This window comes from Pseudomonas sp. KUIN-1, from assembly GCF_009176725.1.
In the GTDB taxonomy this organism is placed as follows: Bacteria; Pseudomonadota; Gammaproteobacteria; order Pseudomonadales; family Pseudomonadaceae; genus Aquipseudomonas; species Aquipseudomonas fragariae.
On record NZ_AP020337.1, the window covers coordinates 4,604,527 to 4,631,499 of the forward strand.

Below are 26,973 nucleotides of genomic sequence, written 5' to 3' on the forward strand. Positions count from 1 at the left end.
GCTTCCCATCACGAAACCGAGTGCGACTGGGTTTCCGGGGTTATGCCATGTTCGACAAACTGCTGATCGCCAACCGTGGCGCCATTGCCTGCCGCATCCTGCGGACCCTGCGCACCTTGCAGGTCAAGGGCGTGGCGGTGTATTCCGAAGCCGACGCTGCCAGCCTGCACCTGATGCAGGCCGACGAAGCCCACAGCCTGGGCGAAGGTGGCGCAGCCGGAACCTATCTGGCGGTGGACAAGATCCTCGCCATCGCCAACGCCAGCGGCGCCAAAGCCATTCATCCCGGCTACGGGTTCCTCTCCGAAAACGCTGCATTCGCTCAGGCCTGCGAAGACGCCGGTATCGCCTTCGTCGGCCCGACGCCCGAGCAGCTGCGCGTATTCGGCCTCAAGCACACCGCCCGAGCGCTGGCCAAGCAGCATGGCGTGCCCATGCTCGAAGGCACCGAACTGCTCGACAGTCTGGAGTCGGCCATCGCGGCAGCTCGCACCATCGGCTACCCGGTGATGCTCAAGAGCACGGCGGGCGGTGGCGGCATCGGCATGCGTGTGTGTCGCAGTGCCGAAGAGCTGGCTGACTCGTTCGAGGCGGTCAAGCGCCTCGGTCAGAACAATTTCAGCGATGCGGGTGTGTTCATCGAGAAATACATCCAGCGCGCCCGCCACCTGGAAGTGCAGGTGTTCGGCGACGGTCAGGGCGAGGTGCTGGCGCTTGGCGTACGCGACTGCTCGGTGCAGCGGCGCAATCAGAAAGTGCTGGAAGAAACCCCGGCCCCGAACCTGCCGCACGGCATGGCCGAAGAACTCTGCGCAGCGGCTGTCAAACTCGCCAGGGCAGTCAATTATCGCAGCGCCGGGACGGTCGAGTTCGTCTTCGACAGTGAAGATCAGCGCTTCTATTTTCTGGAAGTGAACACACGCTTGCAGGTCGAGCACGGCGTCACCGAGCAGGTCTGGGGCGTGGATCTGGTCAGCTGGATGGTGCAACTGGCCGCCGGTGATCTGCCGCCGCTGGATCAGTTGCAGGCCGGTCTGAAACCGCTTGGTCATGCGATTCAGGCGCGGCTGTACGCGGAAGATCCGGGCCGTGACTTCCAGCCCTGCCCTGGCCTGCTGACTGCGGCTGATTTCCCGCCTGCCGATGGCCGGACGCTGCGCATCGACACCTGGGTCGAAGCCGGTTGCGAGATACCGCCGTACTTCGACCCGATGATCGCCAAGCTGATCAGTTGGGCACCGACCCGCGAGGACGCCAGCGCCGGGCTGATCGACGCGCTGAACGAAACGCGTCTGTACGGTGTGGAAACCAATCGCGACTACTTGCGCCAGATCATTGCCGACGCGCCGTTCGCCAGTGGCCAGCCATGGACCCGCTGTCTGGAAGATCTGGTGTATCGCGCTGACACCTTCGAAGTGCTGAGCGGCGGCACCCAGACCAGCATTCAGGATTACCCGGGACGACTGGGCTACTGGGCGGTCGGTGTACCGCCATCCGGGCCGATGGACAGCCGCGCGTTGCGCCAGGGCAATGAGCTGCTGGGCAACCCCGAAGGATGCGCTGCGCTGGAAATCACCATGAGCGGGCCGCTACTGCGCTTCAACACCGATGCGGTGGTCGCAGTGACCGGTGCGCACATCCCGATCACCCTCGATGGCCAATCCTGTGCGATGAACACCACGCTATTGGTGAGCGCCGGTTCGACGTTGTCGCTGGGCACCATCGCAGGTGCCGGTGTACGCAGCTACCTGTGCGTGCGCGGCGGGCTCGACGTGCCGGATTATCTGGGCAGCAAAAGTACCTTTACCCTCGGCCAGTTCGGCGGTCATGGTGGTCGCGCGCTGCGCGCCGGTGATGTGCTGCACATCGCGCCCCTGATGGAGCGCAGTGCCGGGCAGCGGATTGCCGACGAGGCACTTGAAGCGCTGACAGACGTGCGCCGGATAAGGGTCATTTACGGCCCGCATGCGGCCCCGGAATACTTCACCGAAGCGTACATCGAGAGGTTTTTCGCGACCGACTGGGAAGTGCATTTCAACTCCAGCCGCACCGGCGTGCGCCTGATCGGCCCAAAACCCGAATGGGTGCGCGCCGACGGTGGCGAGGCGGGGTTGCACCCTTCCAACATTCACGACAACCCGTATGCGATCGGCGCGGTGGATTTCACTGGGGACATGCCGGTAATCCTCGGGCCGGATGGGCCCAGCCTGGGCGGATTCGTCTGCCCGGTGACCATCATCGAGGCAGACCTGTGGCAGCTGGGGCAATTGAAGGCTGGCGACAGGGTCCGATTCACCCCGGTCAGTGTCGAGGCGTGTCATGCAGAACGATGCGGGAGCGAGCTTGTTCGCGAAGACAGTATTCCTGACGCAGAAAATCCATCGACTGCAACGCCCTCTTCGCGAGCAAGCTCGCTCCCACAAGGCCCCGCAAACTCCAGTAGGAGCGAACTTGTTCGCGAAGACAGTATTCCTGACGCAGAAAATCCATCGGCTGTGCCGCCCTCTTCGCGAGCAAGCTCGCTCCCACAAAGCACCGCGCGCCTTCAAGGCATCGCAAACTCCCGTAGGAGCGAACTTGTTCGCGAAAACAGTATTCCTGACGCAGAAACCCCATCGACTGCACCGCCATCTTCGCGAGCAAGCCAGCTTCCACAAGGCCCCGCGAACTCCCGTGGGAGCGAGCTTGCTCGCGAAGGCTATATGCCTGACGCAGAAACCCCATCGACTGTGCCGACTTCTTCGCGAGCAAGCCAGCTTCCACAAGGCCCGGCAAACTCCCGTGGGAGCAAGCTTGCTCGCGAAGGCTATATGCCTGACGCAGAAAATCCATTGACTGCACCGCCATCTTCGCGAGCAAGCCAGCTTCCACAAGGCCCCGCAAACTCCAGTAGGAGCGAAGTTGTTCACGAAGGCTATATGCCTGACGCAGAAAATCCATTGACTGCACCGCCATCTTCGCGAGCAAGCTCGCTCCCACAAGACTCCGCGAACTCCCGTAGGAGCGAGCTTGCTCGCGAAGGCTATATGCCTGACGCAGAAAATCCATTGACTACACCTCCCTCTTCGCGAGCAAGCCAGCTTCCACAAGGCCCGGCAAACTCCCGTGGGAGCGAGCTTGCTCGCGAAGGCTATATTCCTGACGCAGAAAATCCATTGACTGCACCTCCCTCTTCGCGAGCAAGCTCGCTCCCACAAGGCACCGCGCGCCTTCAAGGCATCGCAAACTCCCGTAGGAGCGAACTTGTTCGCGAAGGCAGTATTCCTGACGCGGAAAATCCATCGACTGCAACGCCCTCTTCGCGAGCAAGCTCGCTCCCACAAGGCCCCGCAAACTCCAGTAGGAGCGAAGTTGTTCGCGTAGAGGATCTGCGCACTCCGGTCATCCTCGACATCGGCCAGGACGATAAACGCCTGGTCGCACGTCTGTCCGGCGATACCCATCTGCTGCTGGAAATCGGTGCGCCGGAGCTGGATCTGGTGCTGCGCCTGCGTGGCCACGCACTGATGCTTGCGCTGGAGGCCAAGGCGCTGGCGGGTGTGATCGACCTGACGCCAGGCATTCGCTCGCTGCAAGTCCACTATCGCCCCGAGCAGCTGCCGCTTCGGCAACTGCTCGACATCGTCGCCGGAGAATGGGACGCGGTGTGCGCCGCGAAAGACCTGCAAGTGGCGTCGCGCATCGTCCATCTGCCACTGTCCTGGGACGACCCGGCCTGCCAGCTGGCCATCGAAAAATACATGACCACCGTGCGCAAGGACGCACCGTGGTGCCCAAGCAACCTGGAGTTCATCCGCCGTATCAATGACCTGCCCAACCTCGACGAAGTGCAACGTACGGTGTTCGACGCCAGTTATCTGGTCATGGGCCTGGGCGATGTGTACCTCGGCGCACCGGTGGCCACGCCGCTGGACCCGCGCCACCGGCTGGTCACCACCAAGTACAACCCGGCACGCACCTGGACCGCCGAGAATTCGGTGGGCATCGGCGGCGCCTACATGTGCGTGTATGGCATGGAAGGCCCCGGCGGTTATCAGTTCGTTGGCCGCACGTTGCAGATGTGGAATCGCTATCGCGACGTCGCCGCCTTCCAGGGCAAACCATGGCTGTTGCGCTTCTTCGATCAGATCCGTTTCTACCCGGTCAGCGCCGACGAACTGGGGCGTATCCGCCGCGACTTCCCGCTGGGTCGCTTCGCCCTGAACATCGAACACAGCACCCTGAATCTGGCTGATTACCAGGCCTTCCTGAGCCGCGAAGCCGAAGGCATTACGGCATTCCGCGCCCAGCAAAACGCCGCTTTCAACGCCGAGCGCGAACGCTGGATCGCCAACGGGCAGGCCGATTTCCAGAGCGATGAAGGCGTGGCGCCGAACACTGAAGAACAGCCCCTGCAACCCGGCCAGCAAGGCGTCGACAGCCACATCGCCGGCAATCTCTGGCAAGTCCAGGTGCAACCGGGAGCGCGCGTGGAAGCAGGCGATGTGCTGGTGATTCTGGAGTCCATGAAAATGGAAATCCCCCTGCTCGCCCCGATCGCCGGCGTGGTGCAGGACGTCAGGGTGCAACCCGGCTCGGCAGTACGCGCAGGGCAACGGGTGGTGGTACTGAGCGCAGACTGAATCGAACAACTTTTCACTTTCAAGGGAATCCCGTCATGAACGACACAGCACTGCCCAATGACCTGCGCCTGGACACCGTACGCACGGCCTACCAGTCCGGGCGGATATCCCCGCGCCAGCTGATCCTGGCGCTGCGCGAAAAAGCCGCAAGGCTGAACAGCGATTATCACCTGTTCATCCACCTGCTCAGCCCGGCTGAACTCGAGCCTTACCTGGCCGCACTGGACGATCGTGATCCCAGAGACCTGCCGCTGTTCGGCGTGCCCTTCGCGATCAAGGACAATATTGATCTGGCGGCCATTCCAACCACCGCAGCCTGCCCGGACTACGCCTACACACCCGAGCACTCGGCAAGCGTCGTCGCACAACTGATCGCACTGGGTGCAGTGCCCATGGGCAAGACCAATCTGGACCAGTTCGCCACGGGTTTGAACGGCAGCCGCTCGCCCTATGGCGCCTGCCCCAACAGCGTATTGAACGAGTACCCGTCCGGCGGCTCGAGCGCCGGCTCGTCGCTGGCCGTGGCCCTGGGCGTCAGCAGCTTCTCGCTGGGCACCGACACGGCGGGCTCGGGCCGAGTGCCTGCGGCACTGAACAACCTGGTGGGAATGAAAGCCAGCAAGGGGCTGATTTCCACGGCGGGCGTGGTGCCCGCATGCCGCACGCAGGATTGCGTCTCGACCTTCACCGCCACGGCGCGGGAAGCCAGCGAGCTATTGGCACTGATCGCCGCCTTTGATCCGCGCGATGAGTACAGCCGTCGCAACCCGCTGTGGAACGACGCCTCGGCGTTCGGCACACCTCGCCCGTTTCGCTTCGGTGTACCCCGCGCCGAGGACCTGCAGTTCTTTGGCTGTGCCGAGGGGCCCGGACTGTTCAGCGCAGCCATCGACCACCTCACCGCGCTGGGTGGCGAAGCGGTCACGGTGGACTTGTCACCGTTTCTCGAAGCGGCGCGGTTGTTGTACGAGGGGCCGTGGGTGGCGGAACGCTACAGCGTCGCCGGGCAGTTGATGGAAGAACGCCCTGACGCGGTATTGCCGGTGATCCGCGACGTGCTGGCCAAAGCCCCCCAGGTCAGCGGAGTCGATACGTTTCGCGCGCAATACCGCCTGCAAGCACTCAAGGCGACGTGCGATCGGGCGCTTGAAGGGCTGGGGTGCGTAGTAACGCCAAGCATCGGCCGCCCGGTGACATCCGCAGAGCTGGCGGCCGAGCCGGTGTTGCGCAATTCGGAGCTGGGTTACTACACGAATTTCGTCAACCTGCTCGACTACGCCGCCGTCGCCGTGCCCAGCACGTTCATGAGCAATGGTCTGCCGTGGGGCGTGACGCTGTTCGGACGAGCGTTCACCGATCAGTACCTGCTCAGCCTGGCCGACGCCTTGCAGCGGCAAACCGGCCTGCCCTTGATTGGCGGCGAAGCACCTCGACTGCCTGCGCCGCAGAGCACTGCGCGCAACGATATGGCGCGGTTGGTGGTCTGCGGTGCCCATCTGGACGGACTGGCGTTGAACTGGCAGCTCAGGCAACGCGGGGCACGCCTGCTGGAAACCACGCAAAGCTCGGCCGACTATCGGCTGTATGCGCTGGCCGGTGGTCCGCCGTTTCGGCCCGGCATGGTGCGGGTGGCCGAACAGGGCGTGGCCATCGACGTGGAGGTCTGGGAGTTGCCAAGTGTCGAGCTGGGATCGTTCCTGACCGGCATTCCGGCACCGCTCGGGCTGGGCAAGGTGCAATTGGCCGACGGCCGCTGGGAGACCGGTTTCATCTGTGAAGCCTATGGCCTGGAGGGTGCCCGCGATATCAGCCAGCTCGGCGGCTGGCGTGCGCACCTGCAACAGCAGTAAGCGCAAGGCGGCACCCTCGGGCGTGCCGCCTCACTCTTTCAGCGCGCTGGCGTGTCGCGATACATAGTTGTGACCTTCCCCGTCACACTTCTCGAAATAATGGGCATTCATTCATTTTGACCGCACGTCATGAATCCCATCTGGAGTCCGCTTCGCCAGGACACGCTGTTTCACCCATCCTCTTTGCTGCTGGAACAAACCAGCGTTCTGCGCCCCGAGCACAGCAGTAGCAGACACGACACGCTGAACGCATCGATACCGTTTACCCTGGCGGACGGCTTTTCAATGCCCGAACCAACGCCGTTGCCTGCGGTAGCGGAAGAAAGCGAGCCGGAAGACGCCGCACCACACATCGAACGTCAGCTCAGGGCCATGCGTAACAGTGCAGGCTTCCGGCTGATTGCCGACTCGCCATTGCTCCTGCAAGCCTGCCAGCTGGACATGGACTTTCCGCCGACCCGACAGGATTACGTTCGCCAGCACCTGACCGAGCTGCTCAGACAGAAAAGCGGCAAGGCACTCGACCCGGACGTCCTGCAGATCACCTTCAGCAACAATGACCGACCTGCTGTTGACGACAATGGACACGAGCATTACAGCGTCAGCCTGTCGCTGACCGATGTGGCGCTGGCCAGCTTCGAGCCTGCGCACTTCCAGGCGCTGTCGCGTAGCACCCTTGCCGATCTTTCACTGTGCGAAAACACGCCTGTGCTGACAACCGCGCAGATGTTCAAGCTGATTGGCGAGCTGCCGCTCAAACGCAATTACCACGCCGTACTGCAGGCTTTCAGAGCCCGACACGAGGCGACCTGGCGCACATTGTCGCGGCTGGCGTTCCTTGACAACCTGGCTCGGCAGCTCAATCACAGGCACATCAGCCGGGACGGCTATTGGCTGGCGCTGGACGCCATGGGACTTGACCGGTCTCCCATCGACACCGACACGATCAGCATGAGTGGGCGAGGGGAAAAATCCGAGGTCCGGATCCTGACCCTGAATGGCAAACGGGTGCCGGAAATATTTCAGATCAGCTCGAAAACCACCTCGCACTGTTTCATTCACATCCTGGGTGCCAAGGGCAACGTCGTCGAATACATCAGCGATGATCCACGGCAAATGAGCAGACGCCTGTTGGCGGCGATGAACGCCTCGGGGCTCTACGGCCAGGTATTTCTTTCGCTTGAGCAGCATGCCGGCATCGTTGCCGAGGCGCCGCTGATCGAAGGCGACCTGTTCACCGCACTGACCCAGGCCTGGTTCGCCGGGCTTCTAGCCGACAGCCACGCGCGCAGCACGCTCGACCTGCTCAGACCGGTAGCGCGCAGTCTGGCGCTGGCTGGTGCAGCAGACCTGTGGCAGGTACAGCCAGGCATTCTGGAGCAGATCCCGGCTGCATCGAAAATGGCCGGCCAGGTCATGGCGAGCTATCTACAGGAAAACCACGCGCTGACGCTCAACCCCGAACAGGTATTCATCGCTTATCAACCCGGCTATTCGAGCAACCCCCTGGGCAACCCCAGATTGCCGCCTACGTATATTCACACGCCCGACCCGAGGCCGATCAGCCTGAGCGAGGCGCTGATAAGCAATTATCGAGTCGATCACCCAGCTGGCTACATCGACCACGGCGGCGGCACCATCGTCTTCCTCGACCCCACCGGGCAGGGCGACAGTGAGCAGGGTCAGTTGCTGGAGATCAGTCCGCAGGCGCTCGAGGATTACATCAGAGCCTTCGACTTTCTGACCTGGATGACCCAGCGCGTCCACGACTTCTGGGACCAGCGGAGAACCGCCATCGAACAGGCGTTCAGAACCACGTTCATCAGCCAGGCACTGATCAGCCTCAAGCGCGGCAGCCTCACGCGCAGCACCTTCGATCTGCTCGTGGAAACCCTTGCGCCCTCGGCGCCTGATCAATGGCGGTCACTCGGTTTTTTCGTCCAGGGCGCGTTGATCGACGGCATGCAACAACAGTACACCGGCCTGCTGGTTCTTGAGCAACCGGGCTCACCGAACGTGCTTTATCAGGCGGGCCACGCCGATGCGTTCATCGAGTTTGCAGATGACACGGCGCTGAAGCTGCATCTGAACCGGGCAACGGCCAATCCGGAATGGCGTGAGGCGGTCATGCGGTATGTTCCCCGCCGTCATCACCAGCGCCTGGACTACCTGCTCAAATTATGGGGCGGGACACAGGCGCCCAACCCACCCGTTTCCATCCTTCGCCCCTGGACCGATGCGCTGTACAACCCTGACACGCGACAGGCCATGAGCCACTCGTTGTGTGAAAAAAGGCTGGAAGACACGCCATTCGCTTTTCTACACCAACTGCTCAAACAGAACGCGCGGGATGACGCAGAGGATCAGATCGTCACGTCAACGCAGGTAACCCTGGCGGACTGGACCGACCGGCTGCAGCAATTACAGCGGCTGCTGGTGCCTATGTCCTTGTTGCTGACACCTGCGCTCGTTGCCTCCCTGGCGACGGAAATTGGCATCACCTCGCTGGCCATTGCCGCAACCCATCTGCCGGGCAGCCGTTACGCAGAGAAAAACCAGGCGTTGCTGGCTACGCTAACGCTGGGCTTGCTGCAACTGGCTCCGCACACGCCAAGGCTGCTGCGCTCACTGAGCCGAATCGTCAAACCTGCCGTGCGTAACCGCCAAACCACCGCGATTACACTCAACCGGGCGCTCGGCACCCGGCCGTTGCGCAGGCAATTTGTCACGCCGCGGCAGACCCGGCTGGAGAAATTCTTTCACACCGACGCCCTGCTCAAGCGCTGGACGGTCAGCACTGCCGTCTCGTCAAACCTGTTGCAGGTCCATGCCTGGAAGCTGGGTAAAAGGTTCCTCTTATGGACGTCCGACAGAGGTCAGGCGCGCACTCTGGTGGTCAGCAGCCATGGGTACTACACGCCGTGGTCCCGAACGGTGAAGATCCCCAATGGCACCGAGATTCGCACCTACGCGCCGCATGGCTACGAACTGGTGGACCCGAAGCTGCATCGGGTCGTCAATAAGAACGCCCGGCCATTCGCCCGTTCCAACACGGCGGTGCACAGCGTGATGCAGCCCACACCGCTTGAACCACTGCTTCTCACCGACAAGTTGATAGCAGGCACTTCGCTGCCCGGCAGGCTGAAGAACTACAGCCTGTCCAAGTTTCAGACGACGACCAGCGAGACCTATGACGAGATCGCAAGCGTGGTGGGCAATTCGCGCGCCTCGCCCCTGCGCGGCTGGTTGCCGCCGACGCCGATGGATGTTCTGACAGTGCGCAATCGCTTCGGCATGCCCCCGCCATCGCTGGCCGACCTTTTCGAAAGCCTGTCCATGCAAGGCATCCATTACGACAGAATATTACTGGTGCACTGCCGGTGTGCGGCGATATCGGCGCTGATGAACCGCTCACCCGTCTATCATGCCCCGGCAGCGAGCTCGGTGATTGCTAATATGGCCTGAACCGAACACCCCGATCATCCAGCAAGGCGCTTACTCTCGACATGACAACGGCCTCCCCTGACACCGCGCTGTGCCCCCTCTGCGGCTTCAGCAACCAATGCAGCCTGGCCGATCCGCGCACCGTGGACCAGCCCTGCTGGTGCTTTTCGCAAAGTATCGACCCGGCATTGCTGGCAGCGCTGCCGGATAACCTTCGCGACAAAGCCTGTCTTTGCCCGCGCTGCGCCGGGATCAAGGATGCTGCGCCAGGCTCTGTACGAAAAGTCGGCGAGCGAAGGTCAGGCGAGGCAAAAACAGGCGAGGAACGGCCGGGGTCGCGTTCGACTCTACGTGTTGTAAATGAGCATTCCGAGCCTGTTTTTAACGAAGCATCACCGAGCGCAGCCACTTTTCGTACAGAGCCTAGTCCACAGAAACGCCGGGGCACAGAGTAAGATGCGCGCCCCGTCCTTCGCTCGCCGTTATCGCCATGCGCCTTGATCGTTTCCTCAGCAACCTGCCACGCTTCAATCGTCAGCAAGTGCGCCTGGCGCTGGCCAGCGGACGGGTGCAGGTAGACGGCCAGGCAACCCGCGACCCGCACCACGAAGTACGCGAATTCAGTTGTGTGGCGCTTGACGAAGAAATCCTCCAGGCAGGCAAAGTCCCCCGCTACTTCATGCTGCACAAGCCCGAAGGCTGCGTCAGCGCGACGAGCGATGCGCAGCATCCGACCGTGCTCGATTTGCTGGACGAGCCTGACAAGCACGAACTGCACATCGCCGGACGGCTGGACTTCAACACCACCGGCCTGATGCTGATAACCAACGACGGTCAATGGTCGCGGCGCCTGACTCAGCCACAGAGCAAAATGCCCAAAGTCTATTACGTCGAGACCGAGCAACCGATCGATGAACGCTACGCCGCGAAATTCGCCGAAGGCCTGTATTTCGCATTCGAAGGCATCACCACGCAACCGGCGCAATTGACCTTGTTGGGGCAGCGCAGTGCGCGCCTGAGCATTGTCGAAGGCCGCTATCATCAGGTGAAACGAATGTTCGGCCACTTCGACAACAAAGTGTTGCGCCTGCATCGGGAAACCATCGGCGCGCTGCTGCTGGACCCCGACCTGCGCCCCGGCAGCTACCGTGCGCTGAACGCCGGGGAAATCGGCCTGTTTTGAACGTCATAGCCGCCTGGCAGACGCTGGTCGGATCGGCACAGGCCTTTGATCGACTATCGCATGTCTGTCACGAAACGCGGGCAATGTCATAGGCACGCATACCTGTCTACGCCAGGAGTGAAACCTATGTCGCCAGAAAAAGCAGTGCTCGACATTCAAGGACAGTTTCGGGTTTATACCGAGTTCTATCGCACCGATGCCGCCGCCAAGACCATCATTCTGGTCAACGGCTCGCTGGCCACTACCGCATCATTTGCCCAGACCGTCCGCAACCTCTACCCGACCTTCAACGTGGTGCTTTACGACCAGCCCTATTCAGGCAAATCCAAACCGCACAATCTGCATGGCGCGCCACTGACCCGGGAAGAGGAAGGCCAGTTGCTGCTGGAACTGATCGATCACTTCAACGCCGAGCACGTGCTGTCCTTCTCGTGGGGCGGCGCAGCGACGCTGGTTGCCCTGGCGCATCGGCCAAAACGCATCGAAAGCGCAGTGATCAGTTCGTTCTCCCCAGTGATCAACGAGAAGATGCATGACTACCTGTGTCACGGCATCACGCACCTGGGCGCGCACAACCGTTATGACATGGGCCACTTGATCAACAACACCGTCGGCAAGCATCTGCCTACGTTGTTCAAGCGCTTCAATTTCCGTCATATCAGCAGCCTGGATGCTCACGAGTATGACCAGATGCATTACCACTTCAGCCAGGTTCTGGAGCTCGACCCGGACAATTACCTGACCGCAGGCAAGAACATCACCGCCCCCGTGCTGTTCATCAACGGTGCCCTGGATGAGTACACCTGCGCGCACGACGCAGCGCAGTTCTCCCGGTACCTGCACGATTGCAGCTTCAGCACCATCGACGCCACCGGCCACTTTCTGGACATGGAACACAAGGCCGCCTGCCGCGACTCGAAACAGGTACTGATGAACTTCCTGCAACCGGCACAGGTGTCACGCGACGGCCATAACCGGGTTCAGGACTATCCGTCCCTGACCTTCTGAAAACCGCACACGGAGCCACCGTCAGCTGCGGAGCATTGTCATCTGGCGGTGGGTTTTCAGGGTGAGTATCAGGGGGCAAAGCGCTGCGCAGTGAAATTAGCGCTTCAAATCAGGGCAGGGTTCTGGTACAAAGTCAGCCGCTCAGAGCAGCTCTCAGAGCGGGTATAGTTTAGTGGTAAAACGAAAGCTTCCCAAGCTTTAGTTGAGGGTTCGATTCCCTCTACCCGCTCCATTTCTCTCCTGACTCATCGATTTAACTGAAATCCATTGAGTAACAGCGAGACAGTCACGTAGTCCTCCTGCAAAGCGCTCCTTCAACGTGACACAGCGCAACGACCTCCCCCGCCGTTCGAACGGAATCTACGTCCTTCTCATCACTGCCCCGGCTCGCTAGCGCGTTCAATCGGGTCAAGGACAAATTCACACGCCCCCGAACCACTGATCTCCGCTCAGCTGACGCTGCAGCATTGCATCTGGTGGCCGGGGCATTCATGCGTTAAGCCCGTTACCGGTGTGCTTGAATATCCTGCAGCGGCAGCAGATCCATGACGTCACAGAACAATTGCCGGTGCTTCCAGTCGTTTCTGTCGCCAATCACATAGAGGCGTCGCTTGGCGCGCGTCGCCGCCACGTTCAGCAGGTTAGGTTCCGAAACAGCCCAGTCGCGAGCGCCAGCTCCGGCAGTGTTGCCGCCCAGTACGACGATGACGATCGATGCCTCCTTGCCTTGCATCGTGTGGATCGTGCCCGACACTAGCTTGCCTCGGAGCATGCGCTTGAGGTTTTGCTGCACAGCCTTGAAAGGCGTGATGACTGAAATATCTTTCGCCTCTACGCCATCGCCATGCAGCCGCTTGAGCAGGTCGCGTAAGACCTGGCCTTCCGCAGGCACCCAATTTCCTTCGGAAGCCCCACTGACATGTATCCACCCTGTCGGCAGACTGGCGAGGGTTTCTTTGTCGGCATGCGGTGCAATCGTTCCATACACCATCGCTCCGTCGTAGGCGATAAGGTTGGCGAGTGCATACATAGGCTTGTCGCAGCGGCGATGCACAACCAATGGCAATCCTACCCACGTCTTGCCACCGGCAGGCCCGGCCATGCGCCCCCAAGGGGTGGCTTCGTCAGCCAGGACCTGTGCGGATTTTTGATTGGGAATCCAGTGTGCATCAACACCGTAACGCGTACGCATGTGCTCCAGCACCGCATCGGATACGGTGACGATGGGCTTGAGTTGCAGTGGGTCTCCCACCAGCAACGCACGTCGGGACCGCCACAGTGCGCCGACTGCCTGTTGCGGAGCGGCCTGACCTGCCTCATCCACGAGTAACCAGCCGATCTCACTGGCACCCAGCGAGCCAAACGAACGGGCAAATGATGCAAAGGTGCTGCTCAACACCGGAACGACCATGAACAAAGAAGCCCACGCCGAACGGATTGCATCGCGCGACAAGCCTTGGAAGCGCGAACCGGTCAACAGACTGTTGATCATGAATAAATTGGAACGCAGCCTTGAAGCCTCAAGTTCGAAGAACGTCTGGTGGAGCTTCAGGGCCTGGATGAAAACCCGCGCCCGAGCCTTCCGCCAGCCTTGAATGCGCCAGGGTTCGGCCAGTTCAATGGCATCCCCATCCCCGATAGCATTGTCTTTCAACCAAGCGAGCAGATGGTCGGCCTGATGACTGGTTGCCAGTTCCATGGCATCGCGCGTAAGCGTTTGGTCCTGCTGCTGCGATCCCTGAAGCACTCGGCGCGCTTCAGTGATTTTTCTTTCCGACTGGACCTTATCGATATCGAGTTGTTGAGTGAGACGTGTGATCCGCTCGAACTCGGCTTTGGCAATATCCCGCTGGCTTTCCAGCAGTTCCCGAGCGGCATTCCAGTTGCGCCGAGCATTTCCCAGGCTGAATAAATTTGACCAGAAACCGGGCCTGCGCGGGAGTTCCCCAAGTGCGTCAAGACACTTCTTGAGTGCCATATTAGCGGGGCCACCTTCCTCGTTATCCAGGCGCAAGAGTTCATTTGCTATCTCAATCAGTGACTGTTCGAATGACCGGAGCTTTTCGGAGTCTTCGGCAATCTTCTTCCTGACCTCGAGGATGGCCAGGATCAACTCACGAATCCGACTGGCGTCACTGCATGCTTTGCGTTCTTGCGCCTTGATCGCCTCGTAGTCAGAGACTGCTTGCTGCCACAGCGCTTGACGTTGCTCTGGAGAGCGGACCGCATTTACCTCGGCACTCACATTGAGCCAACCCCAAAATCCCTTCGGGCCCTTCTCTTCCTCGGGTAGAGCATCTTCGCTCTGGTTCTCGCTGTCGTCGGCGTTCTCCATCTCCGCAGAGGAGGCCGAAAAGAGTGCCTCCACAATGTTGTCGACGTCTTCATCAGGGTCGACCTCAGTCTCGTCCTCTACCTCCACTGCAACCTCGGCTCCGCTGCCAAACGGGCGCTGGCCATAGAAGTAACGATCTACGAACTTGTTGCGTCGTGCCTTGCTCCCCAGTGCACCGGAAATCAGTCCCCACGCAGGTTTATCCGAGACCAGCTCCCCCAGCTCGGCGAAATACTCTGCTTCTGGCAACCAGCTGTCATCAATCTTGTCTCGCTGCGGCAGCTCCAGCGTCACATTTTCCACGGCACCGTTGTTGGATGAAGCGACTACGATTTCGAAGCCATACAGTGCGGGGTTGAGCCTGAAACTGTATTGCTGCCTGCCACCGTCGTTGGCAGCTTCGCGTCCGTCGCTTGCGAATGCATCGGAAGCACGGCGTAGCTTGGCAAACGCATCGGCGCGGCTGGTGATAATCGCTGCAATAAGGTCGCGCAACAGCGTCGTCTTGCCCGTTCCAGGCGGGCCGTTGACGCCAAGCAGCCCTTGACCATCGGCCAGGGTGGACTGGATTGTGTTGACGGCCAGCTGCTGGGAATGCACCAGGCCCAAATGGTGCTCGGTAGGCCAACAGCTACTGGCGTAAGCATCCGGCATCAGTCGCCCCATCAGTGGCAACGATGCACGCTTATCGTCCATATGCAGGCGAAGCTCGGGATCGTGATAGCGCAGGTACTGATCCAGTGGTTCGCTTTTCACCCCCCTGGAGATCGCATCGGCGACATCGGCAAGATCGTCCAGCAAAAAGCTGTTCAGTGGATCGTCTTCCGACTCGGGCTTGTCGGGCTTGACGGGTTGTGAGCGAAAGCGAAAATGATGATGGTCCATCTCACCAAAAAAGTCCCCCAGCCCCAGGAGCTGGAGGGTCCAGTGAGTCAGTTCGCGCAAGTCTGCGCTTGATACCTCACCTTCGAACAGGGTGTTGGCGCGCTCCCTGACGGTCTTTTGGTCGGTCTCGAACCCTCTGGTCCAATCCTTGCCGGTCAATACCCGACCAAGAAACCACGCTTCGCTTGAAAGCACGAGGCTGTCATCGACCAGTCGGCCCGCCATCGTGAATTTTGCCGCAAACACGGCTGACTCGCGAAACCTGGGCTCCTGGTAGCCCTGATCGGCGCCGTACATCGCATCGAGCTTCTCGGCAACGAGACGACTGTCGTAAAGATGAGCATAGAGCGTGTGGCTCCATATGCGCTTCTTGGGCAGCGCCTGTTGACTGACGATACTTTCCGGAGTCCACGGAAGCAGCGGACGCTGAATTGACGTGTCATGGATAAACGCTTCGTATCGATTAGCGCGTTTTTTCAGCTTGGGTGCTGATTGTGGTTGCAACAACTCGACCGCATGCCAGTACCGGACGATGCTTTCTTGATCCATCAAAATGACTTCCCCTGACTCACTGATCGGGCCTTTTTAGGTGTTAGAAGGCGCGGTATTGGGTGATAGTAAAACGATTGGGTACCGGTGAATGCAACCCAAACATCGAAGTCATTGCAGTAGACCGGCACTGGCCTTACCCACCCCCGCCTCTCCCGGCACCCGCGCCTTGGCCTCTTGCGCCGAAACCGGCGCCACCAGGTACTGCCGATACTCGCGAAACGCCTGCAAGACAGAGGCATCCTGCGGGCGATAGTCGTCGCCGCTATCCTGTTGCTGATTCGCCACACAAGGCCTGCCGATCACGCTCATGCACACGTTGTTTGCAGCCGTCGAAACCGGCTCGAACAAAGCGAATGCCGTACCTGGCTGATCCGTATCGTTGAACAGTGGGTGGGCTACGTTTTCGAAGTCGTTTCCCTCTACCAGCAACTGTGAAGATGAGGTCCGCGACATGATTGCGCCTTGGTAGGTCATGCGCTGAAAGACGTTGTTGACCAGTTGAGCGCGGATTTGCGCATTTTTCATCCCGCCGGAATGAGGTGCTCTGCCGGAGGTGTCGTGTATGTAGTTTCTCGACAGCGTCAGCGTGTCCTGACTGCCGAGGAACAGCCAGACCCAATAATGATGGCCATCGCAGGTAGACGAGTAAGGCGTACGGCCGTCGAATTCATTGCTGGAAATGGTGACGTGTGAAGCAGTGCCCCAGCCTGTCACGATCATCTGTCTGCCGATCCGCGCAAAGGTGTTGTGATCGATCCACACGCCATCGGCCTTGTTCAGGGTCAGCGCATCGCCGCCCCATACGACATGCGGGTTGATATCCGAAAGGGTCAGGTTACGAACGATCACGTTATGCGCACCGTCGCCAATGAACAGTCCAGCGCCCTGAATGCCTGCCTTGTCGCCAAGCCCGATCAATGTCTTGTTGGAGCCGACTTTCAGTGGTTTCAGTCCCGCGTTGTCGTAGGTCACCATGACGGGCGGCCTTGATTGGCAGAAGTCGTTGGCACCATTCAGTGCAAGCTGCTCACCACCCTGCGGGCAGGGTTTCACGACGCAGCCAGGCTCGGTCGTTGTGCTATTGCCGTTAGTAATCACGCTCGCGCGGAAGTCGAATGTGTGGTCCAGGACAATCACTCGGGGTGTGTCATCGGTGCAGGCCCCGTGTGAGTCATGCGACGAGCAGAGTGCTGATCGAAGTTCATCCGGTGTGGAGGGATGCACGGCAGCCGCGGAGCCTCCGCCGGTCACGCCCTTGGCGAAACCTTCAGGCATGTCTGCTGCCCACAGGCATTGCGCTCCTGACAGGAGCAGAACCAGAGTGGGGGCGATCTTCAGACAGCCGCTTTGCAAAAGAGAACGCAGGGGCGTCATCGGTTGAGCTTCCAGTCATGCCCGCGGGAATCGCGGGACAATCTGGATGCTAAACGGACTGCGGCCTGGCCTGCTCCGCTTCCATGGTGTTGGTCAGCCTACGTTCAGGCTCCCTCGCTCACGAAAACACCCGCTCCATCCTGACGCTGTCAATCCCGCGCCCATGCCCGTCGATATCGACCGAGACCACGGCAAAGCCCAGGTTCGAGTAAAACCCCTGAACATGCTGGCTGGTATCGATAAAGGCTCGGGTGACGCTCGGTAATGCCTGCATGCGTTGCAGTCGGGCCTCGGTCAGAAACCTGCCAAGGCCGCTGCCGTGGCGGTCGCTGATGACCATGCCCCAGGTCAGCTCTGCCACTTCAGGGTCTGACAACACCAGGTATCCACCACAGGCGACAACCTCGCCGTCACGCTCGGCTACGAAGTAATGGCCCAAAGGGGCCATCAGAAAACGGGCAAATTGCTCGCGCTCCGCAGGGTCGAAGTAGCGCGGGACGTTGGTGTCGAAGATATCCAGACATCGCTCACGATCTGCAAGGGTGTACGGCCGTAGCATGTCCATGACAGGCCTGTTTTGCAGGGGTGATTAAAGCGCCTGGCGAAATATATCCTGAATCTGCTCAAGATCGGCAGGACGCGGGTTGGTCAGGCCGCAGGCATCTTTCAGGGCATTGCTGGCCAGCATCGGGAAGTCTTCCTCCTTGACGCCCAGCGTAGCAAGACCTGCCGGGATTTCCACGGCAGCCGACAATGCACGAATGGCGTCGATGGCTGCCTGAGCGCCTTCTTCCGGAGAGAGCCCACGGATATTGCTGCCCATGGCGTGTGCAACGTCGGTCAGGCGTGCAGCGCTGACGCTGGCGTTAAAGCGCTGCACATGGGGCAGCAATACGGCGTTGCACACACCGTGGGGCAAATCATAAAAGCCGCCCAACTGGTGCGCCATGGCGTGCACGTAGCCCAGTGACGCGTTATTGAACGCCATGCCGGCCAGAAACTGGGCATACGCCATGTTCTCGCGGGCAGTGATATTGGCCCCGTTGTTGAATGCGTCGCGCAAATTGTTGGCGATCAGCGCCATAGCCTGTAACGCACAGGCGTCAGTGATCGGGTTGGCAGCCGTGGAGACATAGGCTTCGATTGAGTGAGTCAAGGCATCCATGCCAGTGGCGGCAGTCAGCGACCTGGGCATGGCGACCATCATGTCGGGATCATTCACGGACAACAGCGGCGTGACGTTGCGGTCGATGATCGCCATTTTTACGTGCCGGGCTTCGTCGGTAATGATGCAGAAGCGGGTCATTTCACTCGCGGTTCCGGCGGTGGTATTGATGGCAATCAAAGGCAACTGCGGTTTTGCCGAACGGTCGACGCCCTCATAATCGCTGATATGCCCCCCGTTGCTGGCGCACAGGGCAATACCTTTTGCACAGTCGTGAGGCGAGCCACCGCCCAGCGATATGACGAAATCGCAATGGCGCTCCTGCAACAGGGCCAGGCCGTTCTCGACGTTGGCGATGGTCGGGTTGGGCCGGGCACCGTCGTACACAACCGAGTCAATGCCCTGCTCCACCAACAGCCCGGCGACCTGACTGGCTACTCCGGCCCTGGCAAGGCCAGCATCCGTGACGATCAGGGCCTTGCGAAATCCGTATTTGCGTATGGCGAGTATGGCTTCGTCAATGCAGCCAGTGCCGATGATGTTCACAGCGGGGATGAAAAAAGTGCTGATCATGACGGACCCTCGAGGGTAGCGCGGATGCTGGGGTGATGAGCCAAGCATCCGCCTTGCGCGAGGTACAACCATTGATCCAGCGCAACGAAGCAGTCAAACGCCAGACCGTTGGTCGCAGACGCTTCGGCCACTGCGCACAGGACGGCTATTTTCAGCCGATAAAGCCGTCGCTCTTGAGCAGCGTTTCCAGGCAATGCTCGCTAAGGCCGTAGAACGTCTTGAGCTCCTGAATGCGCGCCAGTAACTGAGCCGGATCGACCGGCTCGGCACGCTTGACCGCGAGGATCATCTTGTTCTTGTTGGTATGCTCCAGCGAGATGAACTCGAACACTTTGGTCTCGTAACCGCATGCTTCCAGCAATAGCGCGCGCAGGCTGTCGGTGACCATTTCTGCCTGCTGGCCCATGTGCAGACCGTATTGCAGCATCGGTTTCAACAGCGTCGGGCTCTGGATCTGCAAGCGGATCTGTTTGTGGCAGCACGGCGAGCACATGATGATCGAGGCGCCGGAGCGAATGCCCATATGAATGGCGTAGTCTGTCGCGATGTCACAGGCGTGCAGCGCGATCATCACGTCCAGCGCGCTGGGCGCCACTGTACGCACGTCACCCTGCGCAAAGGTCAGCCCCGGATGATCGAGCTTCGCCGCCGCCTCGTTGCACAGCGTGACCATGTCTTCGCGCAGTTCGACACCGGTCACCTGCCCTTGCGCCTGCAAGGTGTTGCACAGGTAGTCGTGGATGGCGAAGGTCAGATAACCCTTGCCTGAGCCGAAGTCCGCGACCTTGATCGGCTGATCGAGCTTGAGCGGCGATGAGCTCAGTGCATGGGAAAACACTTCGATGAATTTGTTGATCTGCTTCCATTTGCGCGACATGGCCGGAATCAGCTCATGCTGGCGATTGGTCACACCCAAGTCAGTCAGGAATGGCCGGGTAAGCTCCAGGTAGCGTTTCTTCTCACGGTCATGCCCGGCCGAAGGAGCCTGGCGCTCCTGCTGAGTCTTGCTTTTGAACAGCGTTGTCTTGCCCTTCTTGCTGAACTCCAACTGCACCTCGTCGGTCAGCGACAACAGGTGCGCGTTCTTGAAGGACGCCGGTATCAGGCTGGCAATGACAGCCACCGCTTCAGCAAGCGAAAAATTCTTGGTGATGTCGCGAGTCTTGTAGCGATACACGAAGCTCAGGCACGGTTGCTCCTTGACGGTCAGCGGCTTGATGATGATCCGCTGCAAGTCGGCTTCGCTGCCCACGTATTTGGCCAGGACCAGCTTGATCAGCGAGTTCTGCGACAGGCTGATGTCCAGCAGGCCAAGGAACTGCGCGAGGTGATCGGTCGCAGCGATGGGTGACGTGGAGGTAATGACTGACATTGAAAATGTGCCTCAAGCGTCCCGTCCGGGACTCGAAAAATCAGACCGGCATTTTAGGCGCGTCGGCACGTCAAGGGCACCCTTATTTTTCAGAGACTACGCGGGCTGTTAGTGCGGTCCTACACACCATTGCGACACGCACATGATCGGTAAAACAATCTCTACCGACAACCGCGAAGCATTGCTTGCGCCGTGTAAAAACACCTTTATAGTCGTTGTGGCTGATTACAGTTAATCAGATAAAAGTTCTGGAGCCTTTTGCTCCGGCAGAATAAACCGCACAAGGAACGTGCCTTATGTTGAGTCAAGCAGCACTGCTGGAAAACGACACACTCGCGCGGGTCACCTTAAAACCCGTAGAGTATTTGAACCTTATACTTGATGATGAAAAAAAGGGTGGCCGTGGCGCCGCGCTTATTTTGACCAAAGAAGACATTCTTAGTCTGAAACGTTACGAACGACACGCCCTTAACATCCCCACGTCACTCGCTCGCGTCGAACAGCAATTGGGTTTTACAACCAGTAGCATTCCCGGGCTTGAGCCTAAAGACATGCTGGTGACTTACAAGGCAATCCACAACCACGGCAAAAGCTGGCTGGGTATCGAGGACGCCATCAAGCGCAGCGGTTTCACCATTGACCTGTTTGCCGCACACTTCTCGGATCAGGGTCGGCAGATCATCAGTTACATTGAAAAAATGGACTTTGCCAGGCAGCTGGGTCTGACCGTTGTCGATCTGACCCTTGAAGAGGTCCGCGATACATCGCCCACGCCACTGGGGCAAACCGACCAGAAGGTCTGTATCACGCTGGCCCAGTTCCTGAAAGAAACCGCGTCACAAATAAAGAACCATCAGCACGCGGCCAGCACGTTGGCGCAACACATCGATACCTTCAGCACCGTCCTGAGCGTTCAACTCATTCCCGGCATCAACGATAAGGTAAAACTGGCAAAGCGCTCTGATCTGGACCAGCAGATCAGCGAACTGGAAAAAGACATCGAACAGCTGACCGTCGATATAGAACACAAGAACAAAGAATATAAGGCAGCCATAACCAATATTGCCTGGGGTGGTTTCGGAGGGCCCATCGGGGTTGCTATCACGGGAGGTATTTTTGGCGCCCAGGCGGAAAAAATCCGGAAAGAAAAAAACCGGATGATCGCCTCCAAGAACCTCAAGGTTCAGACACTCAAGGAAAAAGTTCCGTTGGCCGCCGCCGTACGCAGCCTGCAGATACTCTTCGAGGATATGAATATTCGCATGATGGACGCTCATCAGAGTGCGACCAATCTGAAAGACCTATGGACCCTGCTGGCGGCATACATTGACAGCTCTGCAGATGAACTGGCAGCGATCAGCGACGATCAGGCACTGATGATTTTCGCTATACGGTTTCAGGCCGTAGTCACGCCGTGGCTGGAAATAAAAAGCATGACCGCCCAGTTACTGAAGCTATTTGAAAGTGCGCTGGACCAGTTTCAACACGAACAGCAATCCAGCCTGAAAGGACAATGACCATGAGCACTGAAACCTTGGGTAAGCCGATGGTCCTCACGCCTCCCGATACTGAAATCATGAATGCCGCCAGCCAGAATATTCTGGCCCAGGTGAATACGTTGAAGCTGGACTTTCTGCCGGCGATGAAAGAAAAAATGCTGTCGCTTCAAAACGCATTGACGCGTGCAGACAACGCCTATCGTGAAGCGCTGGCCGATATCACTGTGCAGTTGAATAACGTGAACCTGCAGCCGATCGATCTGAGGCAACAGCACATTGAAGCAGACGCTCGACTCAGCGATAAACAAAAGAAGCAAGCGATCAGCCTGCTGAACGGCGAGCGCATTCGTCTGCTCTCGAATCTGACCGCCGTTTTGCGCAGCAGCGCTCACGCCATTGCCGAGCGCAGCGATGATATGGCGCAAATAAACCTCACGCTGGAAGACAACCGTTTACAGGACATACTCCAGCAACAGATTGACGGCATGACACAACGCTCAGCCGCTTTGGAAAGCGCGATGAGTGTCATCGCTGAAGACCGGCGCCTGCTTGACACAACGATCAAGACCTATGAAAAGTACAACCTTGCCGACCTGTTCAAGGACATGCTGCCTACTCAGGAAGAACTGCAGATCGTCACCATGCCATCGCCGGAACTTGCGTTGATCACCGCCGGAATTGCCAGACTCGGAAAACTCCTGGACAAGATCAGCAGCGCCCTGACCTACCTTGACCTTACTGAAGAACGCGACAGACTGAGGTCGCGCTATAACGCACTGCTCGCCGAGTCCCGCACGGTCGCCCAGGAAGCAAAGTCAATCAACGGAAGGCTCGATGAGCTGACCGGGCTCGCTGACATCAGCAAGAGCAAGGCACTTTGGGTCAAAGAGGCCAGGAAGGTTTATCACTCGCTCTACAACTTTCTGGATCAGATCACGTCGCAAGATGACGCTTCTGCACCGATCAGCACGCCTGTCGAAAAACTGAAGACGTACATAAAATCGTTCTACGATATCAGGCGCCTCGTCTGACGCGTCAGCCTTCAATATAAAGGCAGGCGTTGATCCATATCGACACCTGCCTTTTGTTGTTACCCCAGCACCACCAGCCGATTCGGCAATTCATTCCTGCCGTGAGTCACTGGTACATGATCGGCAAGCAGCTCGCCACAGGCATGGATACACCCGAGAAACCCCTGCAAGGTCTGTCCGTCTCTGACCTGCTGGGTAAACACGTCAACCATCGCCTTCCAGGTGTCGTTGTGCAGACGACTGGCAATGCCATGGTCAACCAGGATTTCGACATACCGTTCGGCCTCGCTGACAAACACCAGAATGCCGGTTCCGTCGTGGGTCTTGTGCAGGTTCTGCTCGAGAAACTGCCGACGCGCGAGATTCCCGGCCCGCCAGCGCCGCACCGAAAGCGGCACCAGCAACGCGGAGACCTTCGACAGGCGACACACCAGCGCGACAATAATGAACGTACTCATCTGCGCGAGCATCAACTCGTCCGCGCTCAACCATTGAAGGCAGTAGTTGATCGTGCCCGGCAGCAGCAGGCCGATCAGCCCGGCCCAGATCAACGGCATGTAGGCATAGTCGTCAGCGCGAGCGGCCAGTACCGTGACCAGCTCGGCGTCAGTGCGCTGCTCGACGCGGTCAATCGCTTCGGCAACCTGCCGCTGTTCGTCTTTGTTCAGTAAAGCCATGGTTCCCTCATTCCGAATCAATCAACTACCAGTTGCCTGAAGCACCGCCACCGCCGAAGCGTCCGCCACTGCGATCGGCGACTCTTTCACGTGCGGGCCGGGTGGCGCCGCCCCGTCTGACACTCATGATTACAATCCCCAGCACGATGAGGGTCAACACGATACCGATCAGCCAGACCTGGTCGTCATCGGGCTGCTCGTCATAGTCGGACATCTGCCCTGTCGGCTCGGGATAATCGGGTATCTGCCCACCCAATGCCGCGATGACCGCGCGCGTACCGCGCTCTATGCCGACGGCAAACCGGTTGTCGTCAAACTCGGGGGTCATCAGCATGTCGATGATCAGAGACGCCTGGGCGTCGTTGAGACGGTCCTTCAGCGCACCGCCGACCTCCATGAACACCTTGCGCTTGTCGCGATAGACCACCAGCAGAACACTGTCATCCTTGCCATGCAGCCCCAGGCCCCAGGCGTCGCCGAGTCGAGAGCCGAACTCTTCGATGCTCGAGCCCTGCAGATCAGCGAGGGTCACCACCACTACCCGCTCCCCGGTCGCCTTTTCATGGGCGCTCAGAAGTCTGGCCAGACGAACCGTAGTCTGGCTGTCGAGCATCTGTGCGGCATCCACCACACTGCCGGTCATCGGCGGAAAAACCAGTGCTGATGGCTCTGCCTCGGCCCGCAATACCCCTCCCAACAGCATCACCATGTACAGCATCCACTGTGAAACAGACTTCAAAATCCAGACCTCCGGTGTTTTTTTGAATCCATTGAAACGACACGCCTTAGCCAAAACACAAGTTCCCCGGCATAATCCACCGCCAACACCTGGTGCGTTCACTATTTGATCGAACAGGGTCTGTACAAAAATCAATCAAACCGCCATTTTCGTACACACCCTGGGGAGACTTCGTACAGTCAAGCGGATAGCAACTATCCTTGCATCACGTACGAACCATAACGCCAAAGGTCCATAACCCAAAAACTGGCTGTCGGACATTAAACGCGAGTTACTGACAAAAGCCTTGAGAAATCATTCATGAATAAGCTGTGTTTATTAGGTTTGCTGGTCGGTATGGCCAGTCAGTCGGTGATGGCCCAGACCGCTGCCGCCACGGACAATACAACGCTTCAGGCCAAGAATGCCTTCATCGGCAAACTCATGAAACAAATGACTCTGGACGAAAAGATCGGTCAGTTGCGACTCATCAGTATCAGTTCGGAAATGCCACAGCCGCAAATTCTCAAGGAAATTGCCGCCGGACGAATCGGCGGTACGTTCAACTCCATTACCCGTTCGGAAAATCGTCCGCTGCAGGAAGCCGCAGTCGCCAAAAGCCGTCTGAAAATTCCGATGTTTTTTGCCTACGACGTGATTCACGGTCACCGGACGATTTTCCCGATCAGCCTGGGCATGGCCGCCAGCTGGGACATGGACGCCATCGCGACGATGGGCCGGGTCTCGGCCAAAGAAGCCAGTGCCGACAGTATCGACATGACCTTCGCGCCCATGGTGGATATTTCCCGCGACCCTCGCTGGGGCCGCAGCTCCGAAGGCTTCGGTGAAGACACCTACCTGGTGTCACGCATTTCCGATGTGATGGTCAGGTCCTTCCAGGGCAAGAACGTCGCAGCCAATGACAGCATCATGGCCGCCGTCAAACACTTCGCCCTGTATGGCGCGGTAGAAGGCGGGCGCGACTACAACACCGTGGACATGAGCATGACGCGCATGTACCAGGACTACCTGCCGCCGTACAAGGCCGGCATCGATGCCGGCGCCGGCGGCATCATGGTCGCGCTCAACTCGATCAACGGCGTCCCGTCGACCTCCAACAAATGGCTGATGCAGGACCTGTTGCGCAAGGACTGGGGCTTCAAGGGCGTGACCATCAGTGACCACGGCGCGCTCAAGGAGCTGATCGACCACGGCGTGGCCAAGGATTTCCGCGAGGCCGCCAAGCTGGCTATCAAGGCGGGCGTCGACCTGAGCATGAACGACGCGGCCTATGGCGAGCAGTTGCCCGGGCTGGTGAAAGACGGCGAGGTTTCCATGAAGGAAATCGACAGCGCCGTGCGTGAAGTGCTGGGTGCCAAGTACGACATGGACCTGTTCGCCTCGCCTTACGGTCGCATCGGCGTTGCCGCCGATGACCCTGCCGACACCTATGCGGATGACCGCCTGCACCGTGCCGAAGCTCGCGATGTGGCGCGCAAGACGCTGGTGCTGCTGAAAAACCAGAACGAGACATTGCCACTCAAGAAGCAAGGCACCATCGCGGTGATCGGCGGACTGGCGCAAAGTCACCTCGACATGCTCGGCAGCTGGTCGGCAGCCGGTCGTCCCAACCAGTCGGTGACAGTGTATGAAGGGCTGGCCAACGCGGTCGGCGACAAGGCCAAGCTGGTTTACGCACGCGGTGCCAACGTCAGTGACAATGAACACGTCCTCAACTACCTGAACTTCATGGAGAAGGAAGTAGAGATCGACCCGCGTCCGGCGCAGGAAATGATCGACGAAGCGGTCAAGGTCGCCGAGCAGGCCGATGTGATCGTTGCCGTGGTCGGTGAGTCGCGCGGCATGTCGCATGAATCGGCCAGCCGCAGCAGCCTGAACATTCCGGGCAAACAGCGCGACCTGATCAAGGCGCTCAAGGCCACTGGCAAACCACTGGTGCTGGTGCTGATGAATGGCCGTCCGCTGGTTCTGGTCGACGAACAGGAACAGGCCGACGCCATGCTCGAAACCTGGTTCCCGGGCACCGAAGGCGGCAATGCAGTGGCTGACGTACTGTTCGGCGACTACAACCCGTCGGGCAAGCTGGCCATGACATTTCCGCGCTCGATCGGTCAACTGCCGGTCTACTATGCGCACCTGAACACCGGCCGTCCGTATCACGAAGGCAAGCCAGGCAACTACACCTCGCACTATTTCGAGGAGCCCAATGGCCCGCTGTTCCCGTTCGGTTATGGTCTGAGCTACACCCAGTTCGACGTCTCGGACATCACGTTGTCGGACGCCAGCATGACGCGCAAAGGCAAGCTCACTGCCAGCGTGACCGTGAAGAATACCGGCAAGGTTGCCGGTGCTACCGTTGTGCAGCTGTATCTGCATGACGTAGCGGCGTCGATCAGCCGTCCGGTAAAGGAACTGAAAAACTTCGAAAAAGTGATGCTTGAGCCCGGAGAAGAAAAAGTCGTGACCTTCACCCTCAGTGAAGACGACCTGAAGTTCTACAACACCGAGCTCAAGCACGTGGCGGAACCTGGCGAATTCAAGGTCATGATCGGCCTGGACTCCGAAGCTGTGAAAGAAGCGACCTTCAATCTGTTGTAACCCCTGCGCATGACGCGTTCGTGAGCAGTCGCTCGGGAACGCGCCAACAGGGTCCGATCAGGCTGC

General features: G+C 59.3%; 15 protein-coding genes, 1 tRNA gene and 1 pseudogene. 10 read left to right on the forward strand and 7 right to left on the reverse strand.

Annotated elements, in window-relative coordinates; all coding sequences use genetic code 11:
• Window positions 1-47: 47 nt before the first annotated feature.
• The 7 genes and pseudogenes from KUIN1_RS20690 to KUIN1_RS20720 all read left to right on the forward strand — a co-directional run bounded on the left by KUIN1_RS20690 (window position 48) and on the right by KUIN1_RS20720 (window position 12,339).
• On the forward strand, window positions 48-4,622 hold the full coding sequence (locus tag KUIN1_RS20690; protein WP_152092240.1) for a 5-oxoprolinase/urea amidolyase family protein: 4,575 nt from the start codon (window positions 48-50) through the stop codon (window positions 4,620-4,622).
• A 35-nt stretch (window positions 4,623-4,657) separates the two neighbouring features.
• On the forward strand, window positions 4,658-6,472 hold the full coding sequence (atzF, locus tag KUIN1_RS20695) for an allophanate hydrolase (protein WP_152092241.1): 1,815 nt from the start codon (window positions 4,658-4,660) through the stop codon (window positions 6,470-6,472).
• Window positions 6,473-6,601: 129 nt separating this feature from the next.
• Entirely contained in the window at window positions 6,602-9,937 is a 3,336-nt protein-coding gene (locus KUIN1_RS20700; protein ID WP_152092242.1) for a dermonecrotic toxin domain-containing protein, read from the forward strand.
• Between the two features lie 41 nt (window positions 9,938-9,978).
• A pseudogene (locus tag KUIN1_RS20705) lies at window positions 9,979-10,164 on the forward strand (cysteine-rich CWC family protein); the annotation flags it as partial.
• Window positions 10,165-10,406: 242 nt separating this feature from the next.
• Window positions 10,407-11,099 carry a pseudouridine synthase gene (locus tag KUIN1_RS20710; RefSeq protein WP_103360003.1) on the forward strand — a complete coding sequence of 231 codons (693 nt, stop codon included), beginning with the start codon at window positions 10,407-10,409 and terminating at the stop codon, window positions 11,097-11,099.
• A gap of 126 nt (window positions 11,100-11,225) precedes the next feature.
• Window positions 11,226-12,107 (forward strand): alpha/beta fold hydrolase, encoded by an 882-nt coding sequence (locus KUIN1_RS20715; RefSeq protein ID WP_003406223.1) that lies wholly within the window; start codon window positions 11,226-11,228, stop codon window positions 12,105-12,107.
• Window positions 12,108-12,265: 158 nt separating this feature from the next.
• Window positions 12,266-12,339 (forward strand) — tRNA-Gly (locus tag KUIN1_RS20720).
• Window positions 12,340-12,612: 273 nt separating this feature from the next.
• Here the strand turns inward: KUIN1_RS20720 and KUIN1_RS20725 are convergent.
• The 5 genes from KUIN1_RS20725 to KUIN1_RS20745 all read right to left on the reverse strand — a co-directional run bounded on the left by KUIN1_RS20725 (window position 12,613) and on the right by KUIN1_RS20745 (window position 20,363).
• On the reverse strand, window positions 12,613-15,876 hold the full coding sequence (locus tag KUIN1_RS20725; protein WP_152092243.1) for a DEAD/DEAH box helicase: 3,264 nt from the start codon (window positions 15,874-15,876) through the stop codon (window positions 12,613-12,615).
• A 111-nt stretch (window positions 15,877-15,987) separates the two neighbouring features.
• Window positions 15,988-17,253 (reverse strand): pectate lyase family protein, encoded by a 1,266-nt coding sequence (locus KUIN1_RS20730; protein ID WP_152092244.1) that lies wholly within the window; start codon window positions 17,251-17,253, stop codon window positions 15,988-15,990.
• A 118-nt stretch (window positions 17,254-17,371) separates the two neighbouring features.
• A complete protein-coding gene (locus KUIN1_RS20735; RefSeq protein ID WP_103377947.1) occupies window positions 17,372-17,818 on the reverse strand; it encodes a GNAT family N-acetyltransferase in 447 nt (148 codons plus the stop codon).
• A 24-nt stretch (window positions 17,819-17,842) separates the two neighbouring features.
• Window positions 17,843-18,991, reverse strand: coding sequence for an L-threonine dehydrogenase (yiaY, locus tag KUIN1_RS20740; RefSeq protein ID WP_129450050.1), 1,149 nt, complete (start codon window positions 18,989-18,991; stop codon window positions 17,843-17,845).
• A gap of 151 nt (window positions 18,992-19,142) precedes the next feature.
• Window positions 19,143-20,363 carry a class I SAM-dependent methyltransferase gene (locus KUIN1_RS20745; RefSeq protein ID WP_060406368.1) on the reverse strand — a complete coding sequence of 407 codons (1,221 nt, stop codon included), beginning with the start codon at window positions 20,361-20,363 and terminating at the stop codon, window positions 19,143-19,145.
• Window positions 20,364-20,659: 296 nt separating this feature from the next.
• Between KUIN1_RS20745 and KUIN1_RS20750 the strand changes: the two genes are divergently transcribed.
• Window positions 20,660-21,880, forward strand: a complete 1,221-nt coding sequence (locus tag KUIN1_RS20750; protein ID WP_024639172.1) for an alpha-xenorhabdolysin family binary toxin subunit A — start codon at window positions 20,660-20,662, stop codon at window positions 21,878-21,880.
• Window positions 21,877-22,893 carry an alpha-xenorhabdolysin family binary toxin subunit B gene (locus KUIN1_RS20755; protein ID WP_058822875.1) on the forward strand — a complete coding sequence of 339 codons (1,017 nt, stop codon included), beginning with the start codon at window positions 21,877-21,879 and terminating at the stop codon, window positions 22,891-22,893. The genes KUIN1_RS20750 and KUIN1_RS20755 overlap by 4 nt, the downstream gene beginning before the upstream one ends.
• 59 nt (window positions 22,894-22,952) lie before the next feature.
• Here the strand turns inward: KUIN1_RS20755 and KUIN1_RS20760 are convergent, their stop codons facing one another.
• Both KUIN1_RS20760 and KUIN1_RS20765 read right to left on the reverse strand, forming a co-directional pair.
• Window positions 22,953-23,570: a TPM domain-containing protein gene (locus KUIN1_RS20760; protein WP_003406246.1), complete on the reverse strand. Its 618-nt coding sequence runs from the start codon at window positions 23,568-23,570 to the stop codon at window positions 22,953-22,955.
• A gap of 25 nt (window positions 23,571-23,595) precedes the next feature.
• Window positions 23,596-24,279 carry a TPM domain-containing protein gene (locus KUIN1_RS20765; RefSeq protein ID WP_172980108.1) on the reverse strand — a complete coding sequence of 228 codons (684 nt, stop codon included), beginning with the start codon at window positions 24,277-24,279 and terminating at the stop codon, window positions 23,596-23,598.
• Between the two features lie 330 nt (window positions 24,280-24,609).
• Here KUIN1_RS20765 and bglX point away from each other — a divergent pair, with 330 nt between their 5' ends.
• On the forward strand, window positions 24,610-26,907 hold the full coding sequence (bglX, locus tag KUIN1_RS20770) for a beta-glucosidase BglX (RefSeq protein WP_152092245.1): 2,298 nt from the start codon (window positions 24,610-24,612) through the stop codon (window positions 26,905-26,907).
• Window positions 26,908-26,973 lie beyond the last annotated feature (66 nt).

What these genes read in the sequence shown, in the direction of transcription:
- KUIN1_RS20690 (WP_152092240.1), top strand. Translation starts at nt 48, where the DNA reads ATGTTCGACAAACTGCTGATCGCCAACCGTGGCGCCATTGCCTGCCGC.
- atzF (WP_152092241.1), top strand. Translation starts at nt 4,658, where the DNA reads ATGAACGACACAGCACTGCCCAATGACCTGCGCCTGGACACCGTACGC.
- KUIN1_RS20700 (WP_152092242.1), top strand. Translation starts at nt 6,602, where the DNA reads ATGAATCCCATCTGGAGTCCGCTTCGCCAGGACACGCTGTTTCACCCA.
- KUIN1_RS20710 (WP_103360003.1), top strand. Translation starts at nt 10,407, where the DNA reads ATGCGCCTTGATCGTTTCCTCAGCAACCTGCCACGCTTCAATCGTCAG.
- KUIN1_RS20715 (WP_003406223.1), top strand. Translation starts at nt 11,226, where the DNA reads ATGTCGCCAGAAAAAGCAGTGCTCGACATTCAAGGACAGTTTCGGGTT.
- KUIN1_RS20725 (WP_152092243.1), bottom strand. Translation starts at nt 15,876, where the DNA reads ATGGATCAAGAAAGCATCGTCCGGTACTGGCATGCGGTCGAGTTGTTG.
- KUIN1_RS20730 (WP_152092244.1), bottom strand. Translation starts at nt 17,253, where the DNA reads ATGACGCCCCTGCGTTCTCTTTTGCAAAGCGGCTGTCTGAAGATCGCC.
- KUIN1_RS20735 (WP_103377947.1), bottom strand. Translation starts at nt 17,818, where the DNA reads ATGGACATGCTACGGCCGTACACCCTTGCAGATCGTGAGCGATGTCTG.
- yiaY (WP_129450050.1), bottom strand. Translation starts at nt 18,991, where the DNA reads ATGATCAGCACTTTTTTCATCCCCGCTGTGAACATCATCGGCACTGGC.
- KUIN1_RS20745 (WP_060406368.1), bottom strand. Translation starts at nt 20,363, where the DNA reads ATGTCAGTCATTACCTCCACGTCACCCATCGCTGCGACCGATCACCTC.
- KUIN1_RS20750 (WP_024639172.1), top strand. Translation starts at nt 20,660, where the DNA reads ATGTTGAGTCAAGCAGCACTGCTGGAAAACGACACACTCGCGCGGGTC.
- KUIN1_RS20755 (WP_058822875.1), top strand. Translation starts at nt 21,877, where the DNA reads ATGACCATGAGCACTGAAACCTTGGGTAAGCCGATGGTCCTCACGCCT.
- KUIN1_RS20760 (WP_003406246.1), bottom strand. Translation starts at nt 23,570, where the DNA reads ATGGCTTTACTGAACAAAGACGAACAGCGGCAGGTTGCCGAAGCGATT.
- KUIN1_RS20765 (WP_172980108.1), bottom strand. Translation starts at nt 24,279, where the DNA reads ATGGTGATGCTGTTGGGAGGGGTATTGCGGGCCGAGGCAGAGCCATCA.
- bglX (WP_152092245.1), top strand. Translation starts at nt 24,610, where the DNA reads ATGAATAAGCTGTGTTTATTAGGTTTGCTGGTCGGTATGGCCAGTCAG.